The 24116-nt window shown below is 61.4% G+C and carries 26 protein-coding genes, 2 tRNA genes and 1 riboswitch; of the genes, 15 read left to right on the forward strand and 13 right to left on the reverse strand.

Annotated features, from left to right (window positions below; all coding sequences use genetic code 11):
• Nucleotides 1-76 precede the first annotated feature (76 nt).
• Together AC0V6X_RS00770 and AC0V6X_RS00775 are read left to right on the forward strand one after the other, a co-directional pair.
• Complete coding sequence (locus AC0V6X_RS00770) at nucleotides 77-670, forward strand: DUF2585 family protein (protein ID WP_486182685.1); 594 nt, start codon at nucleotides 77-79, stop codon at nucleotides 668-670.
• Nucleotides 671-766: 96 nt separating this feature from the next.
• Nucleotides 767-1741, forward strand: coding sequence for a MipA/OmpV family protein (locus tag AC0V6X_RS00775; protein ID WP_486182686.1), 975 nt, complete (start codon nucleotides 767-769; stop codon nucleotides 1739-1741).
• Between the two features lie 9 nt (nucleotides 1742-1750).
• Here AC0V6X_RS00775 and AC0V6X_RS00780 read toward each other — a convergent pair whose 3' ends face one another.
• Both AC0V6X_RS00780 and AC0V6X_RS00785 read right to left on the reverse strand, forming a co-directional pair.
• Nucleotides 1751-2647 carry a DUF2059 domain-containing protein gene (locus tag AC0V6X_RS00780; protein WP_486182687.1) on the reverse strand — a complete coding sequence of 299 codons (897 nt, stop codon included), beginning with the start codon at nucleotides 2645-2647 and terminating at the stop codon, nucleotides 1751-1753.
• 119 nt (nucleotides 2648-2766) lie between these two features.
• The gene (locus tag AC0V6X_RS00785; protein ID WP_486182688.1) at nucleotides 2767-4455 is read right to left on the reverse strand and encodes a YadA-like family protein; all 1689 of its coding nucleotides are present in this window, start codon (nucleotides 4453-4455) and stop codon (nucleotides 2767-2769) included.
• Nucleotides 4456-4640: 185 nt separating this feature from the next.
• Between AC0V6X_RS00785 and AC0V6X_RS00790 the strand changes: the two genes are divergently transcribed.
• On the forward strand, nucleotides 4641-5744 hold the full coding sequence (locus AC0V6X_RS00790) for a glycoside hydrolase family 5 protein (RefSeq protein ID WP_486182689.1): 1104 nt from the start codon (nucleotides 4641-4643) through the stop codon (nucleotides 5742-5744).
• 43 nt (nucleotides 5745-5787) lie between these two features.
• Nucleotides 5788-5892, forward strand: a riboswitch (TPP riboswitch).
• 36 nt (nucleotides 5893-5928) lie between these two features.
• Complete coding sequence (gene thiC / locus AC0V6X_RS00795) at nucleotides 5929-7791, forward strand: phosphomethylpyrimidine synthase ThiC (RefSeq protein ID WP_486182690.1); 1863 nt, start codon at nucleotides 5929-5931, stop codon at nucleotides 7789-7791.
• Nucleotides 7792-7894: 103 nt separating this feature from the next.
• Here thiC and AC0V6X_RS00800 read toward each other — a convergent pair whose 3' ends face one another.
• Nucleotides 7895-10243 carry a YadA family autotransporter adhesin gene (locus tag AC0V6X_RS00800; RefSeq protein WP_486182691.1) on the reverse strand — a complete coding sequence of 783 codons (2349 nt, stop codon included), beginning with the start codon at nucleotides 10241-10243 and terminating at the stop codon, nucleotides 7895-7897.
• Between the two features lie 338 nt (nucleotides 10244-10581).
• On the opposite strand from AC0V6X_RS00800, the gene AC0V6X_RS00805 reads away from it, so the two are divergent.
• Entirely contained in the window at nucleotides 10582-11622 is a 1041-nt protein-coding gene (locus AC0V6X_RS00805) for a hypothetical protein (protein WP_486182692.1), read from the forward strand.
• A 185-nt stretch (nucleotides 11623-11807) separates the two neighbouring features.
• Here AC0V6X_RS00805 and AC0V6X_RS00810 read toward each other — a convergent pair whose 3' ends face one another.
• A complete protein-coding gene (locus tag AC0V6X_RS00810) occupies nucleotides 11808-11972 on the reverse strand; it encodes a hypothetical protein (protein ID WP_486182693.1) in 165 nt (54 codons plus the stop codon).
• A gap of 112 nt (nucleotides 11973-12084) precedes the next feature.
• Here AC0V6X_RS00810 and AC0V6X_RS00815 point away from each other — a divergent pair, with 112 nt between their 5' ends.
• Entirely contained in the window at nucleotides 12085-12924 is an 840-nt protein-coding gene (locus tag AC0V6X_RS00815) for a hypothetical protein (RefSeq protein WP_486182694.1), read from the forward strand.
• A 17-nt stretch (nucleotides 12925-12941) separates the two neighbouring features.
• On the opposite strand, the gene AC0V6X_RS00820 is transcribed toward AC0V6X_RS00815, so the two are convergent.
• Together AC0V6X_RS00820 and AC0V6X_RS00825 are read right to left on the reverse strand one after the other, a co-directional pair.
• Nucleotides 12942-13439 carry a YaiI/YqxD family protein gene (locus tag AC0V6X_RS00820; RefSeq protein ID WP_486182695.1) on the reverse strand — a complete coding sequence of 166 codons (498 nt, stop codon included), beginning with the start codon at nucleotides 13437-13439 and terminating at the stop codon, nucleotides 12942-12944.
• Entirely contained in the window at nucleotides 13436-14008 is a 573-nt protein-coding gene (locus tag AC0V6X_RS00825; RefSeq protein WP_486182696.1) for a lipocalin family protein, read from the reverse strand. The genes AC0V6X_RS00820 and AC0V6X_RS00825 overlap by 4 nt, the downstream gene beginning before the upstream one ends.
• A gap of 120 nt (nucleotides 14009-14128) precedes the next feature.
• Between AC0V6X_RS00825 and AC0V6X_RS00830 the strand changes: the two genes are divergently transcribed.
• The 4 genes from AC0V6X_RS00830 to AC0V6X_RS00845 all read left to right on the forward strand — a co-directional run bounded on the left by AC0V6X_RS00830 (nucleotide 14129) and on the right by AC0V6X_RS00845 (nucleotide 15514).
• Nucleotides 14129-14665, forward strand: coding sequence for a hypothetical protein (locus tag AC0V6X_RS00830; protein WP_486182697.1), 537 nt, complete (start codon nucleotides 14129-14131; stop codon nucleotides 14663-14665).
• Between the two features lie 162 nt (nucleotides 14666-14827).
• A tRNA-Met gene (locus AC0V6X_RS00835) sits at nucleotides 14828-14903 on the forward strand.
• A 17-nt stretch (nucleotides 14904-14920) separates the two neighbouring features.
• Nucleotides 14921-14997: transfer RNA gene (locus tag AC0V6X_RS00840), tRNA-Arg, on the forward strand.
• Nucleotides 14998-15169: 172 nt separating this feature from the next.
• Nucleotides 15170-15514 carry an HPF/RaiA family ribosome-associated protein gene (locus tag AC0V6X_RS00845; RefSeq protein ID WP_486182698.1) on the forward strand — a complete coding sequence of 115 codons (345 nt, stop codon included), beginning with the start codon at nucleotides 15170-15172 and terminating at the stop codon, nucleotides 15512-15514.
• A gap of 56 nt (nucleotides 15515-15570) precedes the next feature.
• Here AC0V6X_RS00845 and AC0V6X_RS00850 read toward each other — a convergent pair whose 3' ends face one another.
• Nucleotides 15571-16827 (reverse strand): FAD-binding domain-containing protein, encoded by a 1257-nt coding sequence (locus AC0V6X_RS00850; RefSeq protein ID WP_486182699.1) that lies wholly within the window; start codon nucleotides 16825-16827, stop codon nucleotides 15571-15573.
• A gap of 153 nt (nucleotides 16828-16980) precedes the next feature.
• On the opposite strand from AC0V6X_RS00850, the gene AC0V6X_RS00855 reads away from it, so the two are divergent.
• The 3 genes from AC0V6X_RS00855 to AC0V6X_RS00865 all read left to right on the forward strand — a co-directional run bounded on the left by AC0V6X_RS00855 (nucleotide 16981) and on the right by AC0V6X_RS00865 (nucleotide 18722).
• A complete protein-coding gene (locus tag AC0V6X_RS00855) occupies nucleotides 16981-17538 on the forward strand; it encodes a fasciclin domain-containing protein (RefSeq protein WP_486182700.1) in 558 nt (185 codons plus the stop codon).
• 143 nt (nucleotides 17539-17681) lie between these two features.
• Complete coding sequence (locus AC0V6X_RS00860) at nucleotides 17682-18149, forward strand: COG3650 family protein (protein ID WP_486182701.1); 468 nt, start codon at nucleotides 17682-17684, stop codon at nucleotides 18147-18149.
• A 162-nt stretch (nucleotides 18150-18311) separates the two neighbouring features.
• Entirely contained in the window at nucleotides 18312-18722 is a 411-nt protein-coding gene (locus AC0V6X_RS00865) for a response regulator (RefSeq protein ID WP_486182702.1), read from the forward strand.
• Between the two features lie 51 nt (nucleotides 18723-18773).
• On the opposite strand, the gene AC0V6X_RS00870 is transcribed toward AC0V6X_RS00865, so the two are convergent.
• Nucleotides 18774-20294 (reverse strand): S41 family peptidase, encoded by a 1521-nt coding sequence (locus AC0V6X_RS00870; protein WP_486182703.1) that lies wholly within the window; start codon nucleotides 20292-20294, stop codon nucleotides 18774-18776.
• Nucleotides 20295-20547: 253 nt separating this feature from the next.
• Here AC0V6X_RS00870 and AC0V6X_RS00875 point away from each other — a divergent pair, with 253 nt between their 5' ends.
• Together AC0V6X_RS00875 and AC0V6X_RS00880 are read left to right on the forward strand one after the other, a co-directional pair.
• A complete protein-coding gene (locus AC0V6X_RS00875) occupies nucleotides 20548-21138 on the forward strand; it encodes a YbhB/YbcL family Raf kinase inhibitor-like protein (RefSeq protein ID WP_486182704.1) in 591 nt (196 codons plus the stop codon).
• 39 nt (nucleotides 21139-21177) lie between these two features.
• Nucleotides 21178-21420: an SWIB/MDM2 domain-containing protein gene (locus tag AC0V6X_RS00880; RefSeq protein ID WP_486182705.1), complete on the forward strand. Its 243-nt coding sequence runs from the start codon at nucleotides 21178-21180 to the stop codon at nucleotides 21418-21420.
• A gap of 104 nt (nucleotides 21421-21524) precedes the next feature.
• Here the strand turns inward: AC0V6X_RS00880 and AC0V6X_RS00885 are convergent, their stop codons facing one another.
• The 5 genes from AC0V6X_RS00885 to dapD form a co-directional block, all read right to left on the reverse strand.
• On the reverse strand, nucleotides 21525-21917 hold the full coding sequence (locus tag AC0V6X_RS00885; protein WP_486182706.1) for a DoxX family protein: 393 nt from the start codon (nucleotides 21915-21917) through the stop codon (nucleotides 21525-21527).
• Nucleotides 21914-22390, reverse strand: coding sequence for a cupin domain-containing protein (locus tag AC0V6X_RS00890; protein ID WP_486182707.1), 477 nt, complete (start codon nucleotides 22388-22390; stop codon nucleotides 21914-21916). Before AC0V6X_RS00890 ends, AC0V6X_RS00885 begins: the two co-directional genes overlap by 4 nt.
• A complete protein-coding gene (locus AC0V6X_RS00895) occupies nucleotides 22374-23003 on the reverse strand; it encodes a hypothetical protein (protein WP_486182708.1) in 630 nt (209 codons plus the stop codon). The genes AC0V6X_RS00890 and AC0V6X_RS00895 overlap by 17 nt, the downstream gene beginning before the upstream one ends.
• A gap of 37 nt (nucleotides 23004-23040) precedes the next feature.
• The gene (locus tag AC0V6X_RS00900; protein WP_486182709.1) at nucleotides 23041-23199 is read right to left on the reverse strand and encodes a hypothetical protein; all 159 of its coding nucleotides are present in this window, start codon (nucleotides 23197-23199) and stop codon (nucleotides 23041-23043) included.
• 66 nt (nucleotides 23200-23265) lie between these two features.
• Entirely contained in the window at nucleotides 23266-24102 is an 837-nt protein-coding gene (gene dapD / locus AC0V6X_RS00905; RefSeq protein WP_486182710.1) for a 2,3,4,5-tetrahydropyridine-2,6-dicarboxylate N-succinyltransferase, read from the reverse strand.
• Nucleotides 24103-24116 lie beyond the last annotated feature (14 nt).

Genomic DNA, 24116 nt, shown 5'->3' on the forward strand with positions numbered 1-24116 from the left:
TGTGGGGCAATGTCGGCTGGTGAGTGATTTTCAGTGGCCCTTGCGCCATTCTCGCTTTTGATTCAGGTTCTTGGGCATGGCCAAACTCATCCCGACCCGTATGACCATCCTGGTCTCCCTCGGCATTACGATTGCAACGGTGTTCATCCTGCTCGCGATGGACCGCCCGCCGATCTGTGAGTGCGGCTATGTCAAGCTGTGGCACGGCGACATCAACTCGATGGGCAACAGCCAGCACATCGCCGATTGGTACACGCCCAGCCACATAATCCACGGGCCGATTTTCTACGCGCTGGGCTGGTTGCTCTTCGCCAAGTGGAAGCTGGGCGGAGAGGGTGCGGTCAAGTGGGGTCTGCCGCTGGCGGTGTTCCTTGAGGCCGCTTGGGAGGTGCTTGAGAACACGCCCATGATCATCGACCGCTTCCGCTCTGTGACGGCAAACTGGGGCTATACCGGCGACAGCGTGCTGAACTCCACGGCAGATATCGGCTGGATGGCGTTTGGCTTCTGGCTCGCCATGAAGCTGCCGATCAAGGTCACGATTGCGTTGGCGATCATCATGGAGCTGGTCGCCGCCTATGTTGTGCGCGACGGGCTGACGCTGACCGTGATCATGCTGCTGTTCCCGGTTGATGCGATTGCACAGTGGCAGGCGGCTGGGGCGGCATAGGGGACCCGAGATTAGGACCCGGCCAAGGGGAACCTTAAAGACGTGTGGCTCGTTTAGAACGCACCCCCGCTTTTAAACCTACAGGCATAACCCCCGATGGCTTTTTACCGCTCGCTCGCCGCAACGGCCTCTTTTGCCGCGCTCGCTCTTACCTCTCCGGCTGTGGCTGAGGAGCCGTCCCAAGAGGCCACGACAGAGCAGCAGCAGGCCCAAGATGCCCCTCCCTTTATCCCGCCGCGCTCAAACCAGATTCAGGAATCCCCGGTTCCAGTCCGCCCTTTCGAAAAGCCGGTCTTTGACGAGACCTGGGCGACCATCGGCATCGGCGCTGGCCTTGTGCCGAGCTACACTGGCTCAGATGATTTCCGGGTCTTCCCACTGCCGCTGATCGTGGGCCGCGTGGGCGGGATCGGGATCAGCCCCAACGGGCCGGGCTTCAACCTCGATCTGCTGTCCGAGGGTCCTCCCAGCGGCCCTCCGGGTGCAGCATCTGCCAAGCCGAGCTTTTCCTTCGGCCCCGCCTTCCGTTTCCGCAATGACCGCGCCAATCAGGTTGAGGACGAGGTGGTTGAACTGGCCGAGCCGCTCGACACCGCCTTCGAAATCGGCGCGAGCGCTGGCGTCAGCTTTCCCGGAGTGCTGCGCTCCGGCGACCGGTTGGGTTTCTCCACGCAGGTGCGCTGGGACATTCTGGGCGCGCATGATGGGATGCTGGTTGAGCCGAGCGTGAGCTACTTCACCCCCATTGGCCGCGCGGCAAGCCTGCAACTCGGCGCCAATGCGAGCTTCGTCGATGACAGCTATGCCGACTATTACTACTCGGTCACGCCTGCCCAGAGCGCCGACACCGGCCTGCCTGAATTCACCGCGGATGGAGGTCTGGACTCGCTCGGCCTTGTCGCCATCGGTACCTATGACCTTGATGGCAACGCGCTGAATGGCGGTTTCAGCATCTACGCCATTGGCGGCTATTCACGGCTGGTCGGCGACAGCGCGGACACGCCCTACACCTCGATCAGAGGCAGCGCGGACCAGTTCCTTGTCGGCGTGGGCGTTGGCTATACGTTTTAGCGTGTGAGCCTATTGCGGGAAGCGGCGATTGAAGACGGCTTCCATGGCGGTCATCATCGCTTGCTCAGTATCAGGCGTCATCGGCTCGTTTTCCATCTGCACGCGAAGGGTGCGAATCTGGCTTTGCATGACGTTCATCTTGAGCAGCGCCGGGCTGGAGAGGACAACGCGCTGCATCTCTGCCATGTCCTCTGGCGAGAGATCGCCAAGCGCACCGGCCACCGTTGAATTGAGGTCGCGGTTGATCTGGTCATCGGAGATCGGCCCTTCGTCCTTCAGATCGGACATCATCGCGTCGATGGTGAAGTTGTTCGACAAAGCGCCGAGCACTCGCTTGCCCAAATCGCTGCGATAGAAGGCCGCGGCCTCGACCGCTTCGTCCGGGGTCAGATAGCGCGCGAACAAATTGGCCATGCGCGGCAGATACAGCTCGCGCACATAGTCGGTGTGAGAGGTGAGCATCGGGCGCACACTCTCCGCGATTTCCTCAATCAGGCCGGGGCTTTGCTTCTCCAACACACGGATGTTGGGGTCACGGGCAAGTTCGCGCCGCATAGTGGCCAGGCCCATTTCCATGACCACGGCGTCGTCAACGCCTTCCTCCATAGCGACATAGAGATCGAAATGCGCGGGCGTGGGCTCCGCGTCATAGGTTTCGACCGCAATCGGGGGCGGAGGCGCGGGTGGTGCAGGTGAGACATAATTTTGCGGCGGCGCAGGAGGGGCGGGCGGCGCGGGCGGCGGGATGTAAAGCGCGGGCGGTGCAGGCGGCGGGATCATCAGCATCTCAGCCTCTTCGCTCTGCGCCTGATCCTCAGCCATCTCCTGCGCCTCAACCGGCACGGAGTGGATTACCAGGGGGCAGACGAGAAGAGCTGCGGCGGAAGCGGTGTTACGAAGTGACATTGACGACCCTTAAGCGGAGAAAACTGTTAGCGCATTGTATCGCAGCGCCATTCTGGACAAAGCGCTTCCAGCGTCAAGCGCGTTTGCTGGGTGAGCCGGGTGAGTTCCAGAAGGTGCGGTCAAAAACCCACAGCGATCCCCACGCGAGCGCCCGTGCTGTCGCGCACAGTTGATCCGGCGATGGCGGCTGAGATGTAAACCCGCTCTGTCACCCGCGCGGCGAGCGATCCGGCAAAGCCCCGCTCTCCGCGATAGGTCGCCATATTGGCGCTCACTGAAAGGTTGCGATCAGGCACCACCATCGTCCCGCCCATGGCCATCGCCGCCGCAATCCCGCCGCGCGCATTGATGTCGACCTCGTCCAGCCGGAAGCCCACTTCCTCCAACTGAAAGCTCAGTGCATCGACGCGGGTGCTTAAGGCGGAGAATTGCGCGTCCGAGACCAGCGCCACCGCATCCACCGCCACCCTCACATTCTCAACCGATTGTGCGCTTGCAACGCTGCTGGTGCCGAGCGTTCCGCTTGCGTCCACCGTGACCGCCTCTACCGGGCCGATCTGTGCGAGAGTGGAGGCCTCAATATCACCGATCCGCACGGCACTGCCGTCGCCGCCCAACGTTACTTGGTTGTCGGCAGTGGAGACCGCCCCTGCGCCCACGGCGGTCGATCCTGCAAAGCTGGCCTGCGCGCCCATGCCGATGGCGGTTGCGCCCACGCCGCTTGCATTGGCCTCAGCCCCCAAGGCGGTCGCCTCTGCCGCGCTCGCCACTGACAAAGTGCCGTAAGCGCTCGCCGAGGCTCCGGTCGCCTGTGCCGCGGTGCCGGTTGCGGTGGTGTTGGTCGCAGAGGCGATGGATTGCTGGCCGATGGCGGAGGAGTTGGTCCCGCTGGCCGTTGCCCGGTTGCCGAATGCGGTCGAGTTCAAAGCGGTTGAGCGCGCCTGTGTCCCAATCGCGACATTGTTGAAATCGAAGGCAAAGGCGCCTGATCCGATGGCGAGCGCTTCGTCACGCACCGCGTGGGCGTTCTCTCCGATGGCGGTCGCGCGCGCCCCTTCGGCCAAAGAACCCGCGCCAACGGCAAGCGAGTTCAGCCCGCTGGCTTGCGCGCTTGATCCCAGTGCCGTCGCATCATCGGCCCCAGCGCTGGCAAGATTACCCAGCGCCATGGCCCGCGCTCCCACGGCGGAGGAGGAAGTGCCAAAGGCCATGGCATTTTTCGCGCTCGCATTGGCTGATGTGCCAAAGGCGATGGCATCCACGCCGCTGCTGATCGCGACCCGGCCAATGGCGATGGAGCGCACATTGCTCGCTTGCGAGATGCGCCCCATTGCAATCCCGTCATCCCCGCTTGCCAAAACGAACATGCCGATGGCGACGCTGTTGTCTCCAAAAGCATCCGAAGCGGCGCCAATCGCGGTCGATCCGGCTCCGGTGGCCTGTGCTGAGCGGCCAAAAGCGCTGGCGAGAGCATCCGATGCGTTGCTCCCAGCCTGCGCAAACTGGCCCACAGCCGTACCGCTATTGCCGAGAGCACTGGCGCTGTCGCCGACTGCGACGCTTTGCGTGCCGCTTGCGTCTGCGTCATTGCCGATAGCGGTCGCGTTGGAGCCCTCTGCGCTTGACCCTTCTCCGCATTCGAGGCTGTCATCAGTGCTCCCTGCCACATTGTCTGGCCCGGCATCCGTGTTGCAAGGGGGCGTGGCATCGGCGCGGGCAGGGGAGGGCAGAGCGAAGGCTGCAATCAGCAAAAGCGCCGCTAAAGCGGCCAGCGCCATGGGCGCGCGGATTAGGGAATCGATGGACATGGGCGTTTTGTGCCTGACGGGATTGTCCAAGGCCCGCCGGGTTGCCTCCGGATCGGCGCCAACTGCCAGGCCTGACCCGCCTGCGGCAGACAATTCGTCGTCCGCGCCAACCTGAGTATCAGCCCCCTTGCATCCGCGCACTCAATATATGATAACGTTGTCAACAGGAATTGAGGAGGGGTCGCATGTTGAACAAATCTACCTTGAAAGGCGGCGTCGCTGCCTGTTTTGCATCAGCCATACTTGCGTCGTGCGGAGGGGGAGGTGGATCGTCGAGCCCGCCGATTTCTGCGCCTGCACCCTCTCCTTCGCCCACTCCCACGCCAACGCCTACCCCGACACCTCCAGCAACAGGTGGGCAAAGCCAGCTCTCGCAAGCCGATGCGCGGATCGGGGCCTGCGTCAACATGGCCAACCATCTCGAAGCCGAGCCCACCGAAGGCGCATGGGGCCGCGCGATCAATGACAGTGACTTTGCCGATATCGCGGCCGTCGGGTTTGAGACGGTGCGGCTGCCCGTGCGCTGGTCCGCCCACGCATCAAACACGCCGCCCTATTCGATTGATGAGGCATGGATGAGCCGCGTCGAGGAGGTCGTGGGCAAAGCGCGCACTGCGGGTCTACGCGTGATCCTCAATGATCATCATTACGATGCGATCTTCCAAAACCCGGCGGCAGAGACAGCGCGCTTCACAGCGATCTGGAAGCAAGTGGCCGAGCGGTTCCAGAGCGCCGATGATCAGGTCTGGTTCGAGCTGATGAACGAACCGCATGCGAGCATCACGGATGCCAATCTGCTATCAATTCTGGAGCCCGCTTTGGCCGAAGTGCGCGCCACCAATCCGACCCGCCCGGTTGTGATTGGCGGGCAGAATTACAGCGGGATCAACTCGCTTGCGACTCTGCCTCTGCCAGACGATCCCTATCTGATCGCGACCTTCCATTTCTACGACCCGTTTCCCTTCACCCATCAGGGCGCGCCTTGGGTTACTCCGATGCAGCCGGTCGGCGCGACCTATGGCAGCGGAGCGGATCAGGCAGAGCTGGATGGCGCAGTGCAAAAGGCACGCGACTTCATGGCCAGCACGGGCCGACCGGTCTTTATGGGCGAGTATGGCGCCTACGAAATCATCCCGATGGACCAGCGTGTTGCCTATTACAGCGCTGTCTCGCAGGCCTTCCGCGCGGCGGAGATTGACGGCTGTGTCTGGGGCTACACCAACAGCTTTGAATTCCGCGCTGACGATGGAACCTGGCATCAGGAATTGCTCGACGCGATAGGGCTCTGAACTCCGATTGCGCTGGACCACGCGCTGCCAAACGCCTAGTACACGCCCATCCCCGGGGAGCCATGAGGCTGAGAGGGCGGTTCAAGTCCGCCGACCCGTTGAACCTGAACCCGTTAGCACGGGCGGAGGGAAGGGCGCGTTTTCAGGCCCGAGAACCCTTTCCGCCCAGTTGGAGAGAACTCACATGGCCGACATCAATTCACCGGTAGAAATTGGCGTAACCACCGGACCCATTCGTGGCAGCCGCAAGATTCATGTCGGCGCGCGCACTGGCTCTGGCGTTCAGGTCGCCATGCGCGAGATTGATCTGGAGGGCGGCGAAGCGCCTGTGCGCGTCTACGACACCTCCGGTCCCTATACCGATCCCAATGTCGCGATCGACATCAATGCCGGCCTCGCCCCCCTTCGCTCTGACTGGATCAAAGCGCGCGGCGATGTTGAGGAATATGACGCGCGTGAAGTGAAGCCCGAAGATAACGGCCAGCTCGGCCCGGACCGCTCTGGCGGCGTTCCGCAATTCCCCAACACGATTTCGCGCCCCTTGCGCGCCAAAGCGGGCATGAACGTCACGCAAATGCACTATGCCCGCAAAGGCATCATAACACCGGAGATGGAATACGTCGCCGAGCGTGAGAATCTCGGCCGTGAAATCGCCAAGGATTTCGTGCGCGACGGGCAGGATTGGGGCGCGTCGATCCCAGACGTGATCACGCCCGAATTTGTCCGCGATGAAGTCGCTCGGGGCCGCGCGATCATTCCGAACAACATCAACCACCCTGAATCAGAGCCCATGGCTATCGGGCGCAATTTCCTGGTCAAGATCAACGCCAATATCGGCAATTCCGCCGTCGCCTCTGACGTCGCGACTGAAGTCGACAAGATGGTCTGGGCAACCCGCTGGGGCGCGGACACGATCATGGATTTGTCGACTGGCCGCAACATTCATGACACGCGCGAATGGATCATCCGCAACTCCGCCGTGCCGGTCGGCACTGTGCCGATCTATCAGGCGCTCGAGAAAGTCGGAGGAGTCGCCGAAGACCTCACCTGGGACATCTTCCGCGACACTTTGATCGAGCAGGCCGAGCAAGGCGTCGACTATTTCACGATCCACGCTGGCGTCCGCCTGCCTTACGTGCCGCTGGCGGCCAAGCGCGTCACCGGCATCGTCAGCCGCGGCGGGTCGATCATGGCGAAATGGTGCCTCGCGCACCACAAGGAGAGCTTCCTCTACGAACACTTCGACGAGATTACGGAGATCTGCGCCGCATACGACATCGCCTATTCGCTCGGCGACGGCCTGCGCCCCGGCTCCATCGCCGACGCCAATGACGAAGCGCAATTTGCCGAGCTCTACACTCTGGGCGAGCTGACCAAGCGCGCTTGGGCGCAGGACGTGCAGGTGATGATCGAAGGGCCGGGCCACGTGCCCATGCACAAGATCAAGGAGAATATGGACAAGCAGCTGGAAGCCTGCGGCGAAGCGCCGTTCTATACGCTTGGGCCGCTCGTGACCGATATTGCGCCGGGTTATGACCACATCACCAGCGGCATCGGCGCGGCTCAAATCGGCTGGTACGGCACCGCGATGCTCTGCTACGTGACGCCCAAGGAGCACTTGGGGCTTCCTGACCGCGACGATGTGAAAGTGGGCGTTGTGACCTACAAACTCGCCGCCCACGCCGCCGACCTCGCCAAGGGCCACCCGGCCGCGCAAGTGCGCGACGATGCTCTGTCAAAGGCGCGCTTTGAGTTCCGCTGGAGGGACCAGTTCAATCTCTCCCTCGACCCCGACACGGCCGAGCAATATCACGATCAGACGCTCCCGGCAGAGGGTGCCAAGACAGCCCACTTCTGCTCCATGTGCGGACCGAAATTCTGCTCGATGAAGATTTCTCAAGAGGTGCGCGAATTCGCCGCCAAGCAGAACAGCGATCCCGATGCGTTCATCGCAGCAGAGGACGCTGAGAAGGGTATGGAAGAAATGTCCAAGCTCTACGAAGAGAAGGGCAAACAGCTCTACCTGCCTGAAGACGCAGCAGAGTAAGCGAGAGACTGCGCAGCGCGCCCGCCATGCGGACCAACAAAAAAGGGGGAGGCAACCGTTACTGGTTGCCTCCCCCCTTCGTTCGGATGGCCTGTCGCAAGGCTTAGAACTGGACGCCGATCCCGGCATTTGCGCCGGCATTGCCACGGCCATCAAAGGTCGCGCCGACCTTGATCACGGTGTCTCCCGTTGCATGCGAAGCACCGAAGGAGAAGGCGACTTCGCCGCCCCATGTCGCCGTGCCCATGCCCAGCATGGTCCCGCCCGCATTCATCGGTTGCGGAATGCTGGCAACGGCCATTGCGCCCGCGATACCGGCATTGGAGTCATTGATCGCATCTTCGAGCCGGAAGTCGAGGTCAGCAACGCTTGTCGACAAAGTGGCAAACTGGGTGTTGAACGCATCCTGCAATTGCAGCGTCTGCGCATCGAGCCCGGCCTGGAGCTGACCCAGATTGACAGCGTCGGTGGCAGCAGTGCCTGCCGCTACATTGACGACCCGGCGCTGATTGGTGGTCGATCCGACAGAGACGACATTCTCTTCGTCCGCGACAGAACCCGCTCCGATGGCAACGCTGGAAGCAGCCAAGGCCTGAGCGTTGTCGCCAATCGCCAAAGCGCTGTCTGCTGATGCGACCGACTGGTTACCGATGGCAGCAGAGTTGAGCCCAGTGGCTTGGTTCCCGCGACCGTTGGCGAGGCTGTTCTGCCCGCTCGCCGTGTTCGCCCAGCCAACTGAGGTCGCAAATTGCGCGGTTGCCTCGCTCTCTCCACCAACAGCGGTCGCGCCGAAATCGCTGGCGACGACCTCATAGCCGAACGCCGCAGATTCGAGACCGGATGCGGTTGCACGCACGCCGACCGCGGAAGCTTCTTCCCCGCTCGCCACAGAGCCTGTGCCCACTGCCGTGCTGCCCTCGCCGGTGGCCGCAGCATTGTCGCCTACAGCAAGTGCGCTCGCGCCGGACGCGACCGACTGGTTGCCGATCGCAGCAGAGTTGAGGCCCGTGGCTTGGTTCCCGCGACCGGTGGCGAGGCTGTTTTGCCCACTGGCAGTGTTCGCCCAGCCGACCGAGGTTGCGAACTGCGCAGTAGCCTCGCTTTCGCCGCCCAGTGCGGTCGCGCCAAATCCGTCTGCAACGACCTCATAGCCAAAGGCTGCGGATTCGAGCCCGAGAGCGGTAGCGCGTACACCGACCGCTGAGGCTTCCTCGCCACTTGCAACCGAACCTGTACCAACAGCGGTGCTGCCTTCGCCGGTCGCCTGCGCGTTGTCACCCACGGCAAGAGCGCTTGCGCCGGATGCCACGGACTGATTGCCGATGGCAGCAGAGTTGAGGCCGGTCGCTTGGTTGCCGCGTCCTGTCGCAAGGCTGTTCTGCCCGCTGGCGGTGTTGGCCCAGCCAACCGAGGTTGCGAATTGCGCAGTAGCCTCGCTTTCGCCGCCCAGTGCGGTCGCGCCAAATCCGTCTGCAACGACCTCATAGCCAAAGGCTGCGGATTCGAGCCCGAGAGCGGTAGCGCGTACACCGACCGCTGAGGCTTCCTCGCCACTTGCAACCGAACCTGTGCCAACAGCCGTGCTGCCTTCGCCGGTGGCCTGAGCGTTGTCACCCACGGCAAGAGCGCTCGCGCCGGATGCGACCGACTGGTTGCCGATCGCAGCAGAGTTGAGGCCCGTGGCTTGGTTCCCGCGACCGGTGGCGAGGCTGTTTTGCCCACTGGCCGTGTTCGCCCAACCGACCGAGGTTGCGAATTGCGCCGTGGCCTCGCTTTCGCCGCCAATAGCGGTTGCGCCGAAATCGCTGGCGACGACTTCATAACCGAATGCAGCGGATTCGAGACCGGATGCGGTTGCGCGCACGCCAACTGCTGAGGCTTCTTCCCCGCTGGCAATAGATTCAAGCCCCACAGCCGTGCTGCCTTCGCCCGTTGCCTGAGCGTTGTCGCCCACCGCAAGCGCACTGTCTGCTGATGCGACGGACTGATTTCCAATCGCAGCGGAGTTGAGGCCAGTCGCCTGATTGCCGCGACCTGCGGCAAGGCTGTTTTGCCCGCTCGCGGTGTTCGCCCAGCCCACTGCGCTGGCAAATTGGTTGGTGGCTTCGTTCTCCCCGCCCAGTGCCGATGCGCCAAAGCCATCGGCGAGGTTTTCATAACCGATGGCTGAGGATTCCAGCCCATTTGCGGTTGAGCGTACGCCCACTGCCGTCGTTTCTTCGCCAGTGGCGGTCGTGCCGGAGCCCACTGCGACCGTTTCGTCTCCATCCGCGACGGTGTCGGGGCCGCACGCGAGGCTGTTCGCACCGGTTGCGCTTGCCGGAGTTCCGCTGCCGGTGGTGTCGCAGGTCTGTTGTGCCTGTGCGGGGGCCGCAATCACTGCAGCGGTGAGGATGGTCGAGCCGAGCAGCGCAAAGCGCGCCATAGACGTGTGAAATGTCTTGAGTTGCATGATGAATTTCCTTGAGTTGGACCGTTGATGCGATCCGGGCCGCAGACACCCATGCTTTTGCTCTTCGGTCCAAAGAACCAGAGCGCCCGCGACCCTTCACGCGCCGCGACCCGAAAGGTCAGCAGCACGGCTTGGCTAGCGGCAGGCTGTGGTAACGAGCGTTGGAGCCAGCGTGGAATCGACGCGAGGCGAGCGTTGTATTTGAGGTTGGGGAAGGGAGTGGTGGCTATCGGTTGTCAGCCAAGGCCTCAGCCTTTCCGGTTCAATTGATTCTTGACCTCAACTTCGCCACCGACGATGATTTTTCGCAAGAAGATCCAGTGAGGGGTTTGGAAGAAATGGCCGAGAAGATATTGGCTAGCGGCATGGCCGCCGCTTTTTCGATTGTGGCGCTGGCCACCAGTACCACCCCCGCCGCCGCGCAGCAGATGACCGGGCATCTCGACCCGCAGCTTTACGCCAACATCATCATGCAGATGAACCAGGGCAACAACGCTTGCGGCCCTATGTCCGAGAGCGAGATTGATGAGGCGCGGTTGCCGGCTCCGGGGATCATGCAGGGTTACTTTGACGCGGCGCAGGCAGGCGAGCCGATCTCCCCGCATTTCAAACTCAACCGCCGGACCAGCTGGGCGGCGCGCAATGGGCGCGGGGACCAGGATACGCTGGATGCGCAGAGCGATCCGCTCGCGGTGCCGGGCAATCGGCTCGATCCTGAAACGCTGCGTTTTTTCCGTGCGGGCACGCATCAGACAGCGCAGGGGCAGTGGCTGGTGCTCGGCCCGGATGATAGCGTGGTGGGCGTCTACACCGCCATGTTTGAACGGGAGCGGGGGGAGTGGAAGCTGCTCAAGCTGACGGTCCATGATGCCGATCATAGCGTCTCACCGATCCTGCATTATTGCTCCGAGCCGGGGGACTTGGTGCAGCGCCGAACGCAGGGTCTCAGATCGCGGGTCGATCAGCTTAGGCAGCGCGTCACAAGCCGTCGGGACCGGCTGGAACGCGCCAATGAACGGTTGGGAGAAGCTCTTGCGAGCGCCGCTGAAAACCCCAATTCCTCGCGCCGAGAACGCCGCGTTGCAGAACGCCGAACTCAGGTGCGCGAACGCCAGGAAAGTTTGTCCGAAGCGTTGGTCGAGTGGGCGGAAGCGCGCCAAGACTTGAGCGAAGCGGTCGCTGAAAGGTTCGAGATCATCGCGCAAACGACGCAGGCCCGCAACGCCCGCTCTTTCCGTCTGCTCGGCGATGACGGCCTGCCGATGGAGGGTTTAGAGGTGCCAGCAAGCGCGGATCGGGTGCCGAGTGAGACCCAATACCAGGACCCAATCTCAACCAAGGCGTGGGAAGAGCAACAGCGACTGAAATCGAAGCAGTGAGCTGAGGGTATGCCGGGCGACGTTGGGGCATCAAGAAACGCGCAAAAGCCAACAGAAAAGCCACGCCAAGTTGGACTTGGCGTGGCTTTCTTTTGGCTTCCTTGTCACGAATTGCCGCCTTTGGGGTCACATCGGGGCGTATCCCAAAGGCGTAGTGCAATTCGCGAGTTCGGCCTGGTTCCGGCTTACTTCCGGCGCGTCACATTGACCAGCTTGCCGGGCCCGAACATGCCGCCTTCACGGCGTGTCACCGACTTGCTCGACCCATTGTTGTAGCGCGTGGTGCGCGTCTCATAGGTCTTGCCATCGCGGCCCTTGTGACGAGTGTAAGAACTGCTTCCCATTTTCATTACCTTTCTTCTTTGCGACGTCTTGTTGACGACGAGGCTTTTATGGGGGGAGTGCCCGGCAATGGTCATCCATTTGAGTTGACAATTTTCTGGAACGATCCAGAAAAACCGTATGATTTCTGGATTTCGCGTCGACCGTCTGTTTTTTGACAGAAGCCGGGTCAACACTGTCCTCGATGGGCTTGATATCAAGCTTGAGCGTCTGGCGGCGGATTGGGAAGTCCGGGCCGAAGACCTTCAAGGTGGCTACCCTCCAGCTCCCTCGCGCGCATCGATCAACAGTTGGTTGGCTGACGGCTTTCCCGGCTTCAAGCGGGAGCGCAAGAACCCCGACACGAAGCTGACTGAAATCAACCCTCGCTTCTATCAGGCGCTGGCCTTTTGCGGGCTGCTTGATGTGGACCCACTGGCGATCTTCGACCTCGACCGCAACGGTTACAAATCAAGCTTTGCTAAGCTGCGCAAGCTTTTGCAATATGGCGTAGGTGGCCTGGGTGCCTATGCGCCATTGTTTGATCTCTACGCGCCCGATGAAACTTGGCCCAACGACATCTTGGCTCAGAAGTTTTGGGGCCGCGACTGGTGCTCGGCTGAGTTCAGCAACGAGAAGGAGTTTCAGTCCGACGACTACGCTCTTGTACAGGTCAGTTTTGATGAGCCGTCACGCGGCAGCCCGCGCGCTGTGCACATCGCTTACCGGCGCTGGGACGTGCATCGCAAGGACACGATGTGGCGCTTCTATGGAACCGTGATCGCCAATGGCGACAATTTGGAGCTGTTCAATGAAGGCGGGCTCTATTGGCCCATGCAAAGATTGCCGGGCTCTGACATTCAGTTCCGGACCTATTTTGGGGGGCGCAAAGTGGAGTTTCGGCTGGTCAGCTTGCACCCTTTTAAATGGGATTTGGAGTTTCCCTTCAACGACAAGGAAGTCATCGGCTTCAATTGGTGAATAGCGACGCGCCCCCACTAACCCCGCGCCAGCTTCACCATCACCCGGTCGAGCTCTTGCAAGAAGCGGGATCGGTCGGCTTTTGAGAAGGGCGGCGGTCCGCCCCCTATGCTTCCATCCATTCCGGCCATCCCCGCGCGCAGGTCTTCCATGATCGCGCGGGTTGCGATGGCGCTGCCGATGCTCGCCTGGTCGAACGGCTTGCCATTATGGGCGAGCACCGTGGCGCCCGCTTTCAGGCAGCGCTCGGCGAGCAGAATGTCTGCGGTGATGACGACGCTGCGGGTGTTGGCGTGGTCGGCGATCCAGTCGTCGGCTGCGTCAAAACCATCGTCCACCACAACGCGCTTCACCCGCTCGCTGACAGGCACACGGAAGGGCGAATTGCTGACGATCCGGACCTGCACATCGTGAGGGGGCGCCTTGTAGCGATCTGCGACGCGATAGACCTCGTCCTTCACCGGACAGGCATCGGCATCGACGAGGATGGTGACGGGATCGGGCGCTGAGTTCATGCTGGTGGCTGCTGAGTAATCCGCACGAGGCTCCAATCATAGCCCAGCTCGCGCACCCTGCGCTCCAGCAGCGCGCGCAACTCCGCATCAGGCTGCGCTTCGCGGGTGAGGAGCCAGAGATAGCGGCCCGAAGGCTCTCCAACGATGCTCCATTGATAGAGGCCATCACTATCTGGCTCTGACCGGTCGAGCACCCAATAGTCGCCGAAGAACGGGCCGAAGAAGCTCACGCGCAATTTCGCGCCGTCTGAGCCTTCGACAACTTTGGCGCGGCCTGTCGCCTCGTCATACTCGCCGCCGAGGCCACCCTTGTAGCAGCCATTGACCACACGGATATTGCTCTCGCCGGAGGTCTCTCGCAGCGAGTAGTCCGCCGTCACCCCTTCGCAACCCTTTTGGAAGGGGGCTTCGTAGCGGGCATATTCGTGCCAGCGGCCAAGATAGGCGGCAAGCTCCACCGGTTTCGCAGGCTCAGGCACCGCGACATTGCCGACCGGGCCGGGCGAGCCAACGCAGGCGGCCAGCGAGAGGGGCAGCGCGACAGTGAAAAGAAGAGCTTTGATACGCATGCAGGTCCCATAGCAGGCATGAGCTCGCTCGTCGCTGAACGTCAGGTGGTTCAACCTTAATTGGACAGAGGGGGCGATTTGAGCGAAGTTCGGATCGCAGCGAATTTGGGGAATCAACGCATGATCACAAAAGCTTGCCGCCAAATCCTTTCAGGCTTGGCCGTCTTCCTGGCCTTCGCCGTTTTCCCGACACAGGCCAAAGCGGGCGACGTGATCGTCTGCAACAAGACGCAAACGACCTATTACATCGCCTCTTTCTGGAAGACGGGGCCCCTAAGCTGCGCGATTTCAGGCACCAATTGTTCGATCAGCTCTTCGGGCTGGTGGACCGCAAGGCCGGGGCAATGCATCCGGCCAACCACCGCGATCTATGCCGAGACCCACCTCGCCATTGTCACACGAGATGCGAACAATGCGCTTTACCCGGCAGAGGCTCCGGTCAATGCCCGTGTGCTCAACACCCCGCGCCGCCGTGGCAGTTCGGGGCTGGGCGGGCAGATCAACGCCTGCGTTAAGCGCGGCAACTTCAACCGCACGGTGCGCGGCAATTGGGGAGCCGCCTTCAACCAGCCATGCCCGGCGGACTATTTCTCGATCCCGCTCACCATGCTGGTTCGAGCGTCAGGTGATGGCAACGAGATCATCAACCTGCGCTAAGGCGGCGTACGTGGGAGCAGGTCAAAGGGGGCAGATTGCCCTTGCACTTCCTGAAAGACCCAACTAATTGCCCGCGCCATGACTATTCAGACGCTTTCCACTGCGACGCGAATGCACCCCGTCTTGCGACGAGGGTGAGCGTCCTTGCGCGCTGCCTATTCGTGCAGCGTAGCTCAGTGGTTAGAGCGCGGTTCTCATAAAGCCGAGGTCGCCGGTTCAAGTCCGGCCGCTGCAACCAAATCACCATTGCACATTGCCCCGGTAGCTCAACTGGATAGAGCGTCCGCCTACGAAGCGGGAGGTTGCAGGTTCGAACCCTGCCCGGGGCGCCAACCCCCTTCCAACACCCCCGTTCTCCACCCAGCCTAACCTGCATGGCCAAGGCCTCTTGGCAGGCACGCTCACCCGCCCTCCATTTCGGGCCAATCCTTTGTCCCAAGGACTAGAAATCGCCGCATTTGGCTCCCACATATCATTGTGAGAGACGAGAAGGAGAACAGCCTCATGCAATTCCAGTTCAACTCCGACAGTTCGGTTATGGGCACAGAAAATGTCGCCACCCGGATTGAGGCTATGGTCCGCGAAAAGCTTGCGCGTTTTGATGAGCGGCTGACGCGGGTTGAGGTTCACGTGCGCGATGTGAACAGTTCGAAGCACGGGGCCGATGACAAGGAATGCATGATCGAAGCGCGCCCGCGCGGTGGCAAGCCGATTGGCGTCCACGGCAAGGCGGCCAAGGTCGACGATGCTGCGCGCAAAGCGGCGAACACGCTGACCCAGCGCCTGGAGCGGATCTTTGGCAAAAGCGAGCGTCACGCCCACGATCCGCGCCCTGATAAGGTGCTGTAAGGCACTCTCGGATGCTCAAAAAATGGGAGGTGTTTACCTACACCTTCCTCCGCATCTCAGGTGATGCCGAGTTCGCGCAAGACGGTCGGGATCGCTTTCTTCACCTTGAAGAAGCCGGCGCGCGCTTGCGGCCATGTGGAGCGGTTGAGATCGCTCAAGATCGTGGTCACGCGGCCCTGTGCGATCAGTGGCTCCAGCTGCGGCATGAGAGCGTCCCGCGTCCAGCCCACGGGCAGGTATGGAACGACGAGGCGCTGAAGACCCGCTTCCTCCAAGATCGCGGAGAGTTCGCCTTCCGCCCCCCATTCGTGCGCCTCGCATCCAAAGGCCTTTGCAGCCTCTTCCATCCCACTAGCAACAGCCTTGTGCGCAAAGTCGCGGGCGAGGTCTCCGATGGGTTGCGGCGAACGCGCCTTGGGCCGGGCTGTGCCGATGATGAGGGCGGGGGAGGTCGCGCTTCCTTGACCGTTGAAGAGGTCCAGCGCCGCATGATGCGCGGCCTCGTCATGGAGTAGCAGGGCATAGGGTTCGGACAGCTCTGCATGGGCGAAAAGGTCTGACGGGCCGGGCAGGTCGAGGTTGATGCGGGCATGCTCGACAGGCTCGCTTAGCGGCTCGGCACTGTGGGCCAGGCTCTCAGCCGACAGCGGGCCATCGGCCATCCGTTCGGTATAGCGGGCGATATTGTCGGGGCGGGCGAGGTAGGTCTTGCCCTTGGTGTGCAGCCCTCCGACCCAGCGCCATGACAGCGTGTTGGAGGCGGCATCAGCGTCGATCAGATGGCGCAAGAAAAAGTCCGCGCCCAGCTCCCAAGGAAGCTTCAGGGTGAAGATCCAGATGCTGGCAAACCACATGCGGGCATGGTTGTGGAGGTAACCGGTCTGGACGAGTTCGCGCGCCCAATGGTCAAAAGCCTCGATGCCGGTCGCCCCGGCACAGGCGCGCTCATAGGCTTTCGCCTTGGCGGGCGTTGCGGCGAGCTCTTCGAAAGCGGCGTCGCGGCCGGAACAATAGGCGGACCAGATGGACGGGCGCTGTTCGAGATAGCCCTTGAAATAGACCCGCCAGAACACCTCGGCGATGAACTTTTCAGAAGCGCTGGGGGAGTGCTGGGCAAGGGTCGCGGCCAGGACCTCGCGCTCGCTCAGGAGCCCGGCATGCAGCCACGGGGAAAGCTGCGAGACATTTTGGCGCGCTTCACCGTCAACATGGCCGTCGTCAAAATTGCGCTGTGACGTGTAACGCTTGCCTGCGCTCGGCACGAATTCCTGGAGCCGCGCAAGGCCAGCGTCTCTGTTAGCGGTCCAGTGCATGTGGGTCCTTTCGCGTTTCCTACAGGCGAGTTACGCAAAACCTACATCCAAGGATGAGGCCCTTACGTACATCTAGGCAGGAGCCCGGCGGCGAGCGCCAAGCTCTCACCTGCGAATGAATTAGACAAAGCAGACCAATAAAGGATCCCAACAATGAACATGCTGAAAATCTCCCTCGCCGCTGGCGCGGCTCTTGCCCTTACGGCTTGCGGTTCGGAAGCCGAGACCGAAGACACAGTCGTGGTCGAAGAGGCTGTTGCACCCGGCACGATTGCTGAAGTCGCCACCGCTGATGAAGCCACTTTCTCGACCCTCGTCGCAGCCGTCACCGCAGCTGGCCTTGGCGACACGCTGAGCGGCGAAGGCCCGTTCACGGTTTTCGCGCCGACCAACGACGCTTTTGCGAAGATCGACGAAGCGACGCTGACCGAATTGACCACCAACGACACCGAGACGCTGACCGCGATCCTGACCTATCACGTGGTCGAAGGTTCGGTTGACGCTGAAACGCTGATCGCAGCCATCGGTGAAGCCGGTGATGCAGGCTACACGATCACCACAGTCGGCGGCGGCGAACTGACCGCGACCATCGTCGAAGGCGCAGTTGTGCTGACCGATGCGACCGGCGGCACTTCGACTGTGACCGCGACCGATGTGGAGGCCTCCAACGGTCTGATCCACGTGATCGACACGGTCCTGATGCCTGCCTAAGCGCTTGGCAAATACGAACGGTTTGAGGGGCGGTTCTGCATCGGCAGGGCCGCCCCTTGCTCTTTGTGCCTCACCTTTGAAGAAGCGCGCCCTGGCCAAACCCCGTTTCCCACTGAGCCGTGCATCTGTTAGGCACGCTACATATGAAGCGCTCGATCACACCAAACGCTGCAAAAGCGGCCTCCCTCACCCTTCTTTTGTCGCTCGCGGCCTGTGCGTCTGAGCCCGGAGAGATCACCCGCGACACTGAGCCTTTCTCTCAGATCTCGCCAAGAACGCAGATCTCTGTGGTCGGAACAGAGCCCTTCTGGGCGATTGATCTGGAGCCTGCTGGCGCTGACTTTGCTGACTACAAGGCGACCTATTCGAGCCCGGAAAACCTCGAAGGCAGCGACTTTGAAGCCACGCGTTTTGCCGGCAATAATGGTCTCGGCTTCTCCGGCGAGCTTGATGGAGAGGGGCTCCAACTGGTTGTCACTCCCGGCGATTGCAGCGACGGGATGAGCGACCAGACCTATCCCTATTCCGCCACCATGGTGCTGGGTGACAGAACTTTAATTGGCTGCGCTTACACCGGCGATGAGCCTGCAAGCCCCTCCGAAAACCCCTAAAGTACAAACATCTAGGTGATTTTTCTTGGATCAGCGCAGGCGGATACTCAGGGTGAGGGACCACATGGTCAGGAACACCGCTTGTGCAGCCACGTTAGGATGGCGCAAGGTCTTGGCGCATAGGGCGCTTGGTTACGTCATTTGGAGGCATTGGGCTTGAGCATGGCTGGTGAAACACTGGGCAGATCGATCCTGTTGCTTGATGATGAAACGATGATCCTCATGGGCCTGGAGGACGCTGCTCTGGCCGCTGGCATGAGGCCTTTGCCGGTCATTGACTGTGAAGAGGCGCTGGAGATCATCCATTCGGGCCAGACCATCGACACCGCAGTGCTCGACTTCCGTCTAGCGGGCGGGAAGACTTGCGCCAGCGTGGCGAACGGTTTGCGAGAGCTTGGCGTGCCGTTCCTGTTGCACTCTGCCGATGTCGATCATGTCGAAGCGACGCCTGAGCTTGCGGATGTGGTTCGCATTGCGAAACCCTCGACCTCTAAAAAGGTGATCGAGGCTGCGAGCCAATTGCTGCAGAACGCAGAGACAAGCCTGAAACAGACAGCACGAGTGAACCGGTAAAGCGCCTCGTCCGCAATCAGCGGCTTTGAAAAGGCGGCGCTAGAACAGGCCTTAAAACAGTCCTGGAACTTCACGCTGAGCCGGGCTGGGTTCATCCCCACTCAGGGTGACAAGCTCTGCCCCGTCTTGGCCAAATGTAAAGCTCGCGCTCTGGCCCGCATTCTGACCTGAGCCTTGGGTCCCAGCATCAGCTGTACCGCTGATCGCCGTGCAATTGCGTCCGGCGAGGAAGTCGAGCGCGGTGGCGATTGAGTCCTCTTGCGCGTCGCCCAGTGGCTGAGTGATATCATCGGTCGCGCTGCACGTATTGGGAATAGTCCCGGCAAGGCCGTTGAAATAGTCGCCTTCGTCATCGGCGTTGACCGTCTGGAAGGTCACCGCCCGGATGCGCAGATCGCACTCGGCAAGGTCAAAGGCGAATTGTCCCACTGGCTTACCCGAAGTGTTGCGCCCGATCAGCGCGACATTGGCCGGGTTAAGGTAGGGGAGCATCGAGTTGATGACGAGCTCACTGGCTGACGCTGTGTTGCCCGTGCCGATGAAAGCGATCTTGGTCGGGGCGAGGGCTTGAACCTCGTTCTGGATAAGCCGCGTCTCATTCTCCGACGCCTTGGAAGCGCGCAAAGTGGTGCGGCTCCAAACCTGCCCGCCGCGTCCATCATTGAGCAAGTCGCCAAACGTGTTCGCAAGCGAAACAAGCCCGCCGCCATTATAGCGGAAGTCGATGATCAGCTCGTCCACGCCATTGGCATTGAACAGCTGGAACGCGTCGCGCAATTGGCCACCGGCGCTGGAGGGGAAGAAGGTGCGGAAGTTGAGGTAACCGACATTCTTGCCGCCATCATTAATGACGACCGCGCCGTATCGGTCAGAGATCGGGTCGAGCGAAAACTCGGCCTTCACAATCGCGCGCTCGATCACATTGCCGTTCGTCTGGCGGAAGCGGATGACGCGGGAGACACCGGGATCGCTCGATCCCAGCGCGTTGACAACGGCCTGCGGACCGCCGCTTGCCATCAGGCTGCTGACCAGTTGAAGGTTGCTCGTGTCAGTGCCGATGGCGAGCAGTTCTGTCCCGCGGTCCATTCCAGCCTGGAAACCTGGTGCGTTCTCGAACGCTTCGAATAGGAAGACTCGGTCATTGGCGGTGTCATAGGCAAGGCGGATGCCGAAGCCTGCGCTCGCGCCTGAATTGATCAGCGCGTTTTCTTCTTCAATCGAGGTCGCAAAGGTAAAGCCTTTGTCACGCGACTGGGCGCGGGCAGGGGCAACGCGCGCATCGAGGAAGCTCTGCACAGTCGTGAAGTTTGCCGCGTTGACATTGTTATCGAGCAGATTGGGGAACAGATACCATTCGTCCAGCACGTCATCGGCAAAAGCGATCTGGTTTGAAATCGCACAGGGACCTGGTGTCGGGGTTCCACCGCCGCCGCCACCACCGCCGCCTGCGACCGGGTTCTGGCCTCCACCACCTCCGCCCCCGCAGGCAGCCAATGACACAGCGAGGATTGCGGACAGGGCCGCGCGACCGGTTGAGACAGAACGGCCGGTGGAAACGGTTTCAGAATTCATGAGTACGGGCGACTCCGGAGGTGTTTTCATCGTGATAAGGCGTCAATTGAGCCTGTTTTTGCCTCGCAAACATGCACGGGAGGTGAAGCTTGGGCAAGATCAAGTGACTTGTCCACGGCTCTAGAGGGCGTTGTGGCACTGAATTTGTTCCTTTTTCTGGGGGTTTTCCTCAGAAACCGGGGCAAATCGCGGCCCTCTCTCTCGTTTTGCCTCGGCGAAGGGACTAGCTACGAAGGGATGGAAAGACAGAATCATGCCTGACCTACCGGATTGGATCGCAGCCAAGCTTCCCGAAAGCGCGCGCCATCCCGGCTTGGCCATTGCCGAGCTGGGAGAGGCGAAGACGTTTGAGCGCGGCGGCTTCACACTCATGAGCCCCGCCTTCAAACCGGGCGAAGAGCTTGATCCGTGCTTCACCGCGAAAGAAGAAGACGCAGTCGCCCCTCCGCTGGAATGGACCGCGCCGCCTCCCGGCTCGCAAGAGCTGGTTGTGATTGTGGAGGATGCCTCCACCGAAGGCGACACTCCGCAGGCGCATTGGTTGGTCTGGGGTCTGCCCGGTCAAAAGGGCAAGCTGCTCGAAGGCGAAGTTCCGCCGCGCGCGGGTAAGAACGCTCATGGCAATTCGGAATGGCTGCTGCCTGACCCGCCCGTGGGAGAGAAGCGCGACTATGTGTTCCAGATTTTTGCCACCGATTTGCCGCTGACTTTGATGCCGGGGGCAAGCCGTGATGATCTTATCGCGGCGATCAAGGGATTTGTGACCGGATGCGCGGTACTCCACGCGCCGTTCACAGGAATTGAGGCCGATGACGGCTTCATCGACGACGAAGACTTTGAATAAGACCTTCGAATAACTGCCATAACCCAAGGGAGAATGACCATGGCAAACGCACTGCAAACACCCAAGAACCTGTCGAGCGAGCTCGAGGCGATTGTCGGCAAGGGCCCTATGCCCCGCACCGAAGTCACCAAGAAGGTTTGGGACTACATCAAAGCGAACAACCTTCAGAAGGAAGGTGACAAGCGCACCATCCAGCCCGACGCCAAGCTGGGCGCTGTCATCGGCAACGACGACATCAACATGATGAAGATGACCGGCAAGATCTCGGCTCACATCAAGTAAGAGCGTTCTTCGCTTAAGTTTGGCGGCTCGGCCGGCTGCGTTTGATCCCTTCGCGGATCGGCGCCGCTGACCGGGCCGTTTTTCTTAAGGGTCCTGACCCTAAGCTAGCTTTTACGTCTCAGGGACACTTCGCCGACCCACAGGGCGAGCCAAATAATCACCGGCTGCGCGATCATGCGGGGGATGTGATAGGCGAGGCCCAGGCCCTGATCGGGGCGCGCCATATCCATCATCATATGATTGATGTTCGCAGGCCACACGCACAGCGCATACAGAGCCAAGCCAATCCCCGCCGCCTGACGCAGCTTCAGATGGAACGGCTGGAGCAGGGCCAAGGCCCCCACAATCTCAGCCACACCCGTCCACCACACGACCTCTTCGGCGAAGGGAACGGGCGGCGGCATGATTGTCAGAAATGGGCCGGGGTAAGCGAGGTGCATCACCCCCGCAAAGGCGTAGAATATCGCCAAAATCACGCGCATGATTGCTTTGGTCATACGATCGTGTCGCTGCCTGAAGACCAGCCAGGTGCCCAATCCTTCGGAGCAAGCTCAAACCCGGCAAAGTCAAAACCCGGCACCACGACACAGGAGACGAGGCAATAGCCCGCTGCGGCCTCGGCTGGAGATGCAGGGCTCGCCGCCTGCCAGGCGTGGGCTGGGACGAGCCCTTGCAGTGACTGACCCACCGCCGCATCGCCGCCCAAAGTGATAGTCCGGACAGGGCCTGCATCGCAGTCAGCAATCGCCAGTTCGAGCGGATCACCGCCCTGCCACAGCCACAATTCATCTGCGTCAACGCGGTGCCAGTGCGAGCTTTCGTCTGCCTTTAACAGGAACAGGATCGCAGTGCCTTTGGCCCGGCCATCGGCGCCAGCCTCAGCCCGCCAAGTTTCACGATACCAGCCGCCCTCGGGATGCGGGGCGAGCTCAAGCTGTTCGATCAGCTCAGCGCTATTTGGTCTTGGCATCGTTTGCGTTGCTGTCGTTCCCGCTATCGGCCTCTTCCTCGTCGCCCACTTGGATCACTGAGCATGAATACCCCTCAGCCGGGCGGAAGGTCCAAAGCGCGAGCTGATAGATCGGCTCCTGCCACATCTCGAACACGGTTACGCCCGGCATCAAAGTGCACACGCTGGTGCGGTCGGGGCCGGTTTGCGGGTTCACTTTGAGCGCGGCATATTCGAGCGGCTCGGAATATTTGCTCAGCACCGTCAGCGTCACCCGCCCGCGGGTAATGTCGGAGAAGGTGAAGCTGATCTCTCCTTCTGCCAGCGCGCTTTCCTCAGCCGCTTCGCCAGCGCGCGCCAAACGGGGTTCTAGCCCGTCTTCGACCTCAGCCAGAGTGACGATCACTGTTTCACCCGGAGTGAGCAGCACATTGCCCTGTGTCACCCATGGCAGCTCATAGCCGATAGGCAGGCGGACGACTTCGCCGTCGGGATCTTCATAGACCCATTCTTTGAGGAAGCGGCACGCGCCTTCTTCTTCGCACGGATCACCGTCCTGTGCTGCGAGTTGCGCAGGTAAAGCCAAGGCCGCAAGCGCGGCAAATGTCGAAATGATGTGTTGAAGGCCCCTCATCACCGCAGCTTGCGCTGGGGGGAGGGGGCAAGTCAACCTAGCCGTAGATCGCGGGGATGATCCAAACAAGGCTCATCGCAACCAGCGCTGCGAACAGTCCAATGCCCAGCACATAACGCATGTGGCCGGTCGTGTGCGCACCGCGTGCGTCATCATCTTCAATGTGGATTGCGCCGTCGTCGTCTTGCTCAGCCATGGTCCTCGCTCCGTTCTTGGGGGTGTCCTACCTAACTCAACGGAGGAAACTAAGCGAAGTTCCGGATTAGTCGCGCAACAGCTCGTTAATACCGGTTTTGGAGCGGGTCTGAGCATCGACTGTTTTGACGATCACGGCGCAATAGAGCGAGGGGCCGGGTGTACCATCGGGCAGCGGCTTGCCGGGCAGTGATCCGGGCACGACGACCGCATAGGGCGGCACTTCACCGCGATGCACTTCGCCTGTGGCGCGGTCGATGATCTTGGTCGATGCGCCAAGGTAGACGCCCATGGAGAGCACAGCCCCTTCGCCCACGCGCACGCCCTCTGCGACTTCAGCGCGCGCGCCGATGAAAGCGCCATCGCCGATAATGACGGGCTCCGCCTGCAAAGGCTCCAGCACGCCGCCAATGCCAGCGCCGCCGGACAGGTGCACGTTCTTGCCGATTTGCGCGCAGGAGCCAACGGTCGCCCATGTGTCGACCATCGTGCCTTCGCCGACATAAGCGCCGATATTGACGAAGCTGGGCATCAGGACCGCACCTTTGCCGATGAAGCTACCCTGGCGCACCACCGATCCGGGCACAGCGCGGAAGCCTGCATCACGGAAACGGTTTTCGCCCCAGCCTGCGAATTTGAGCGGCACTTTGTCAAAGGCCGCCTCGCCCGCGCAGCCGCCTTCCATCACGCGGTTGTCGTTGAGGCGGAAGGACAGGAGCACGGCCTTCTTGAGCCATTGATTGACTTTCCACTCACCACTCTCGGTTGGCTCCGCCACACGCGCTTCGCCGCTGTCGAGCAGGGCGAGCGCTTCGGCCACAGCGGGGCCGACGTCACTGCCAGGCGTGATGGTGTCGCGATTTTCCCAGGCTGCTTCGATCTGGGCGATGAGAGTGTCGGTCATAAGTACTCCGCGTA

Source organism: Erythrobacter sp. S267 (genome assembly GCF_057365045.1).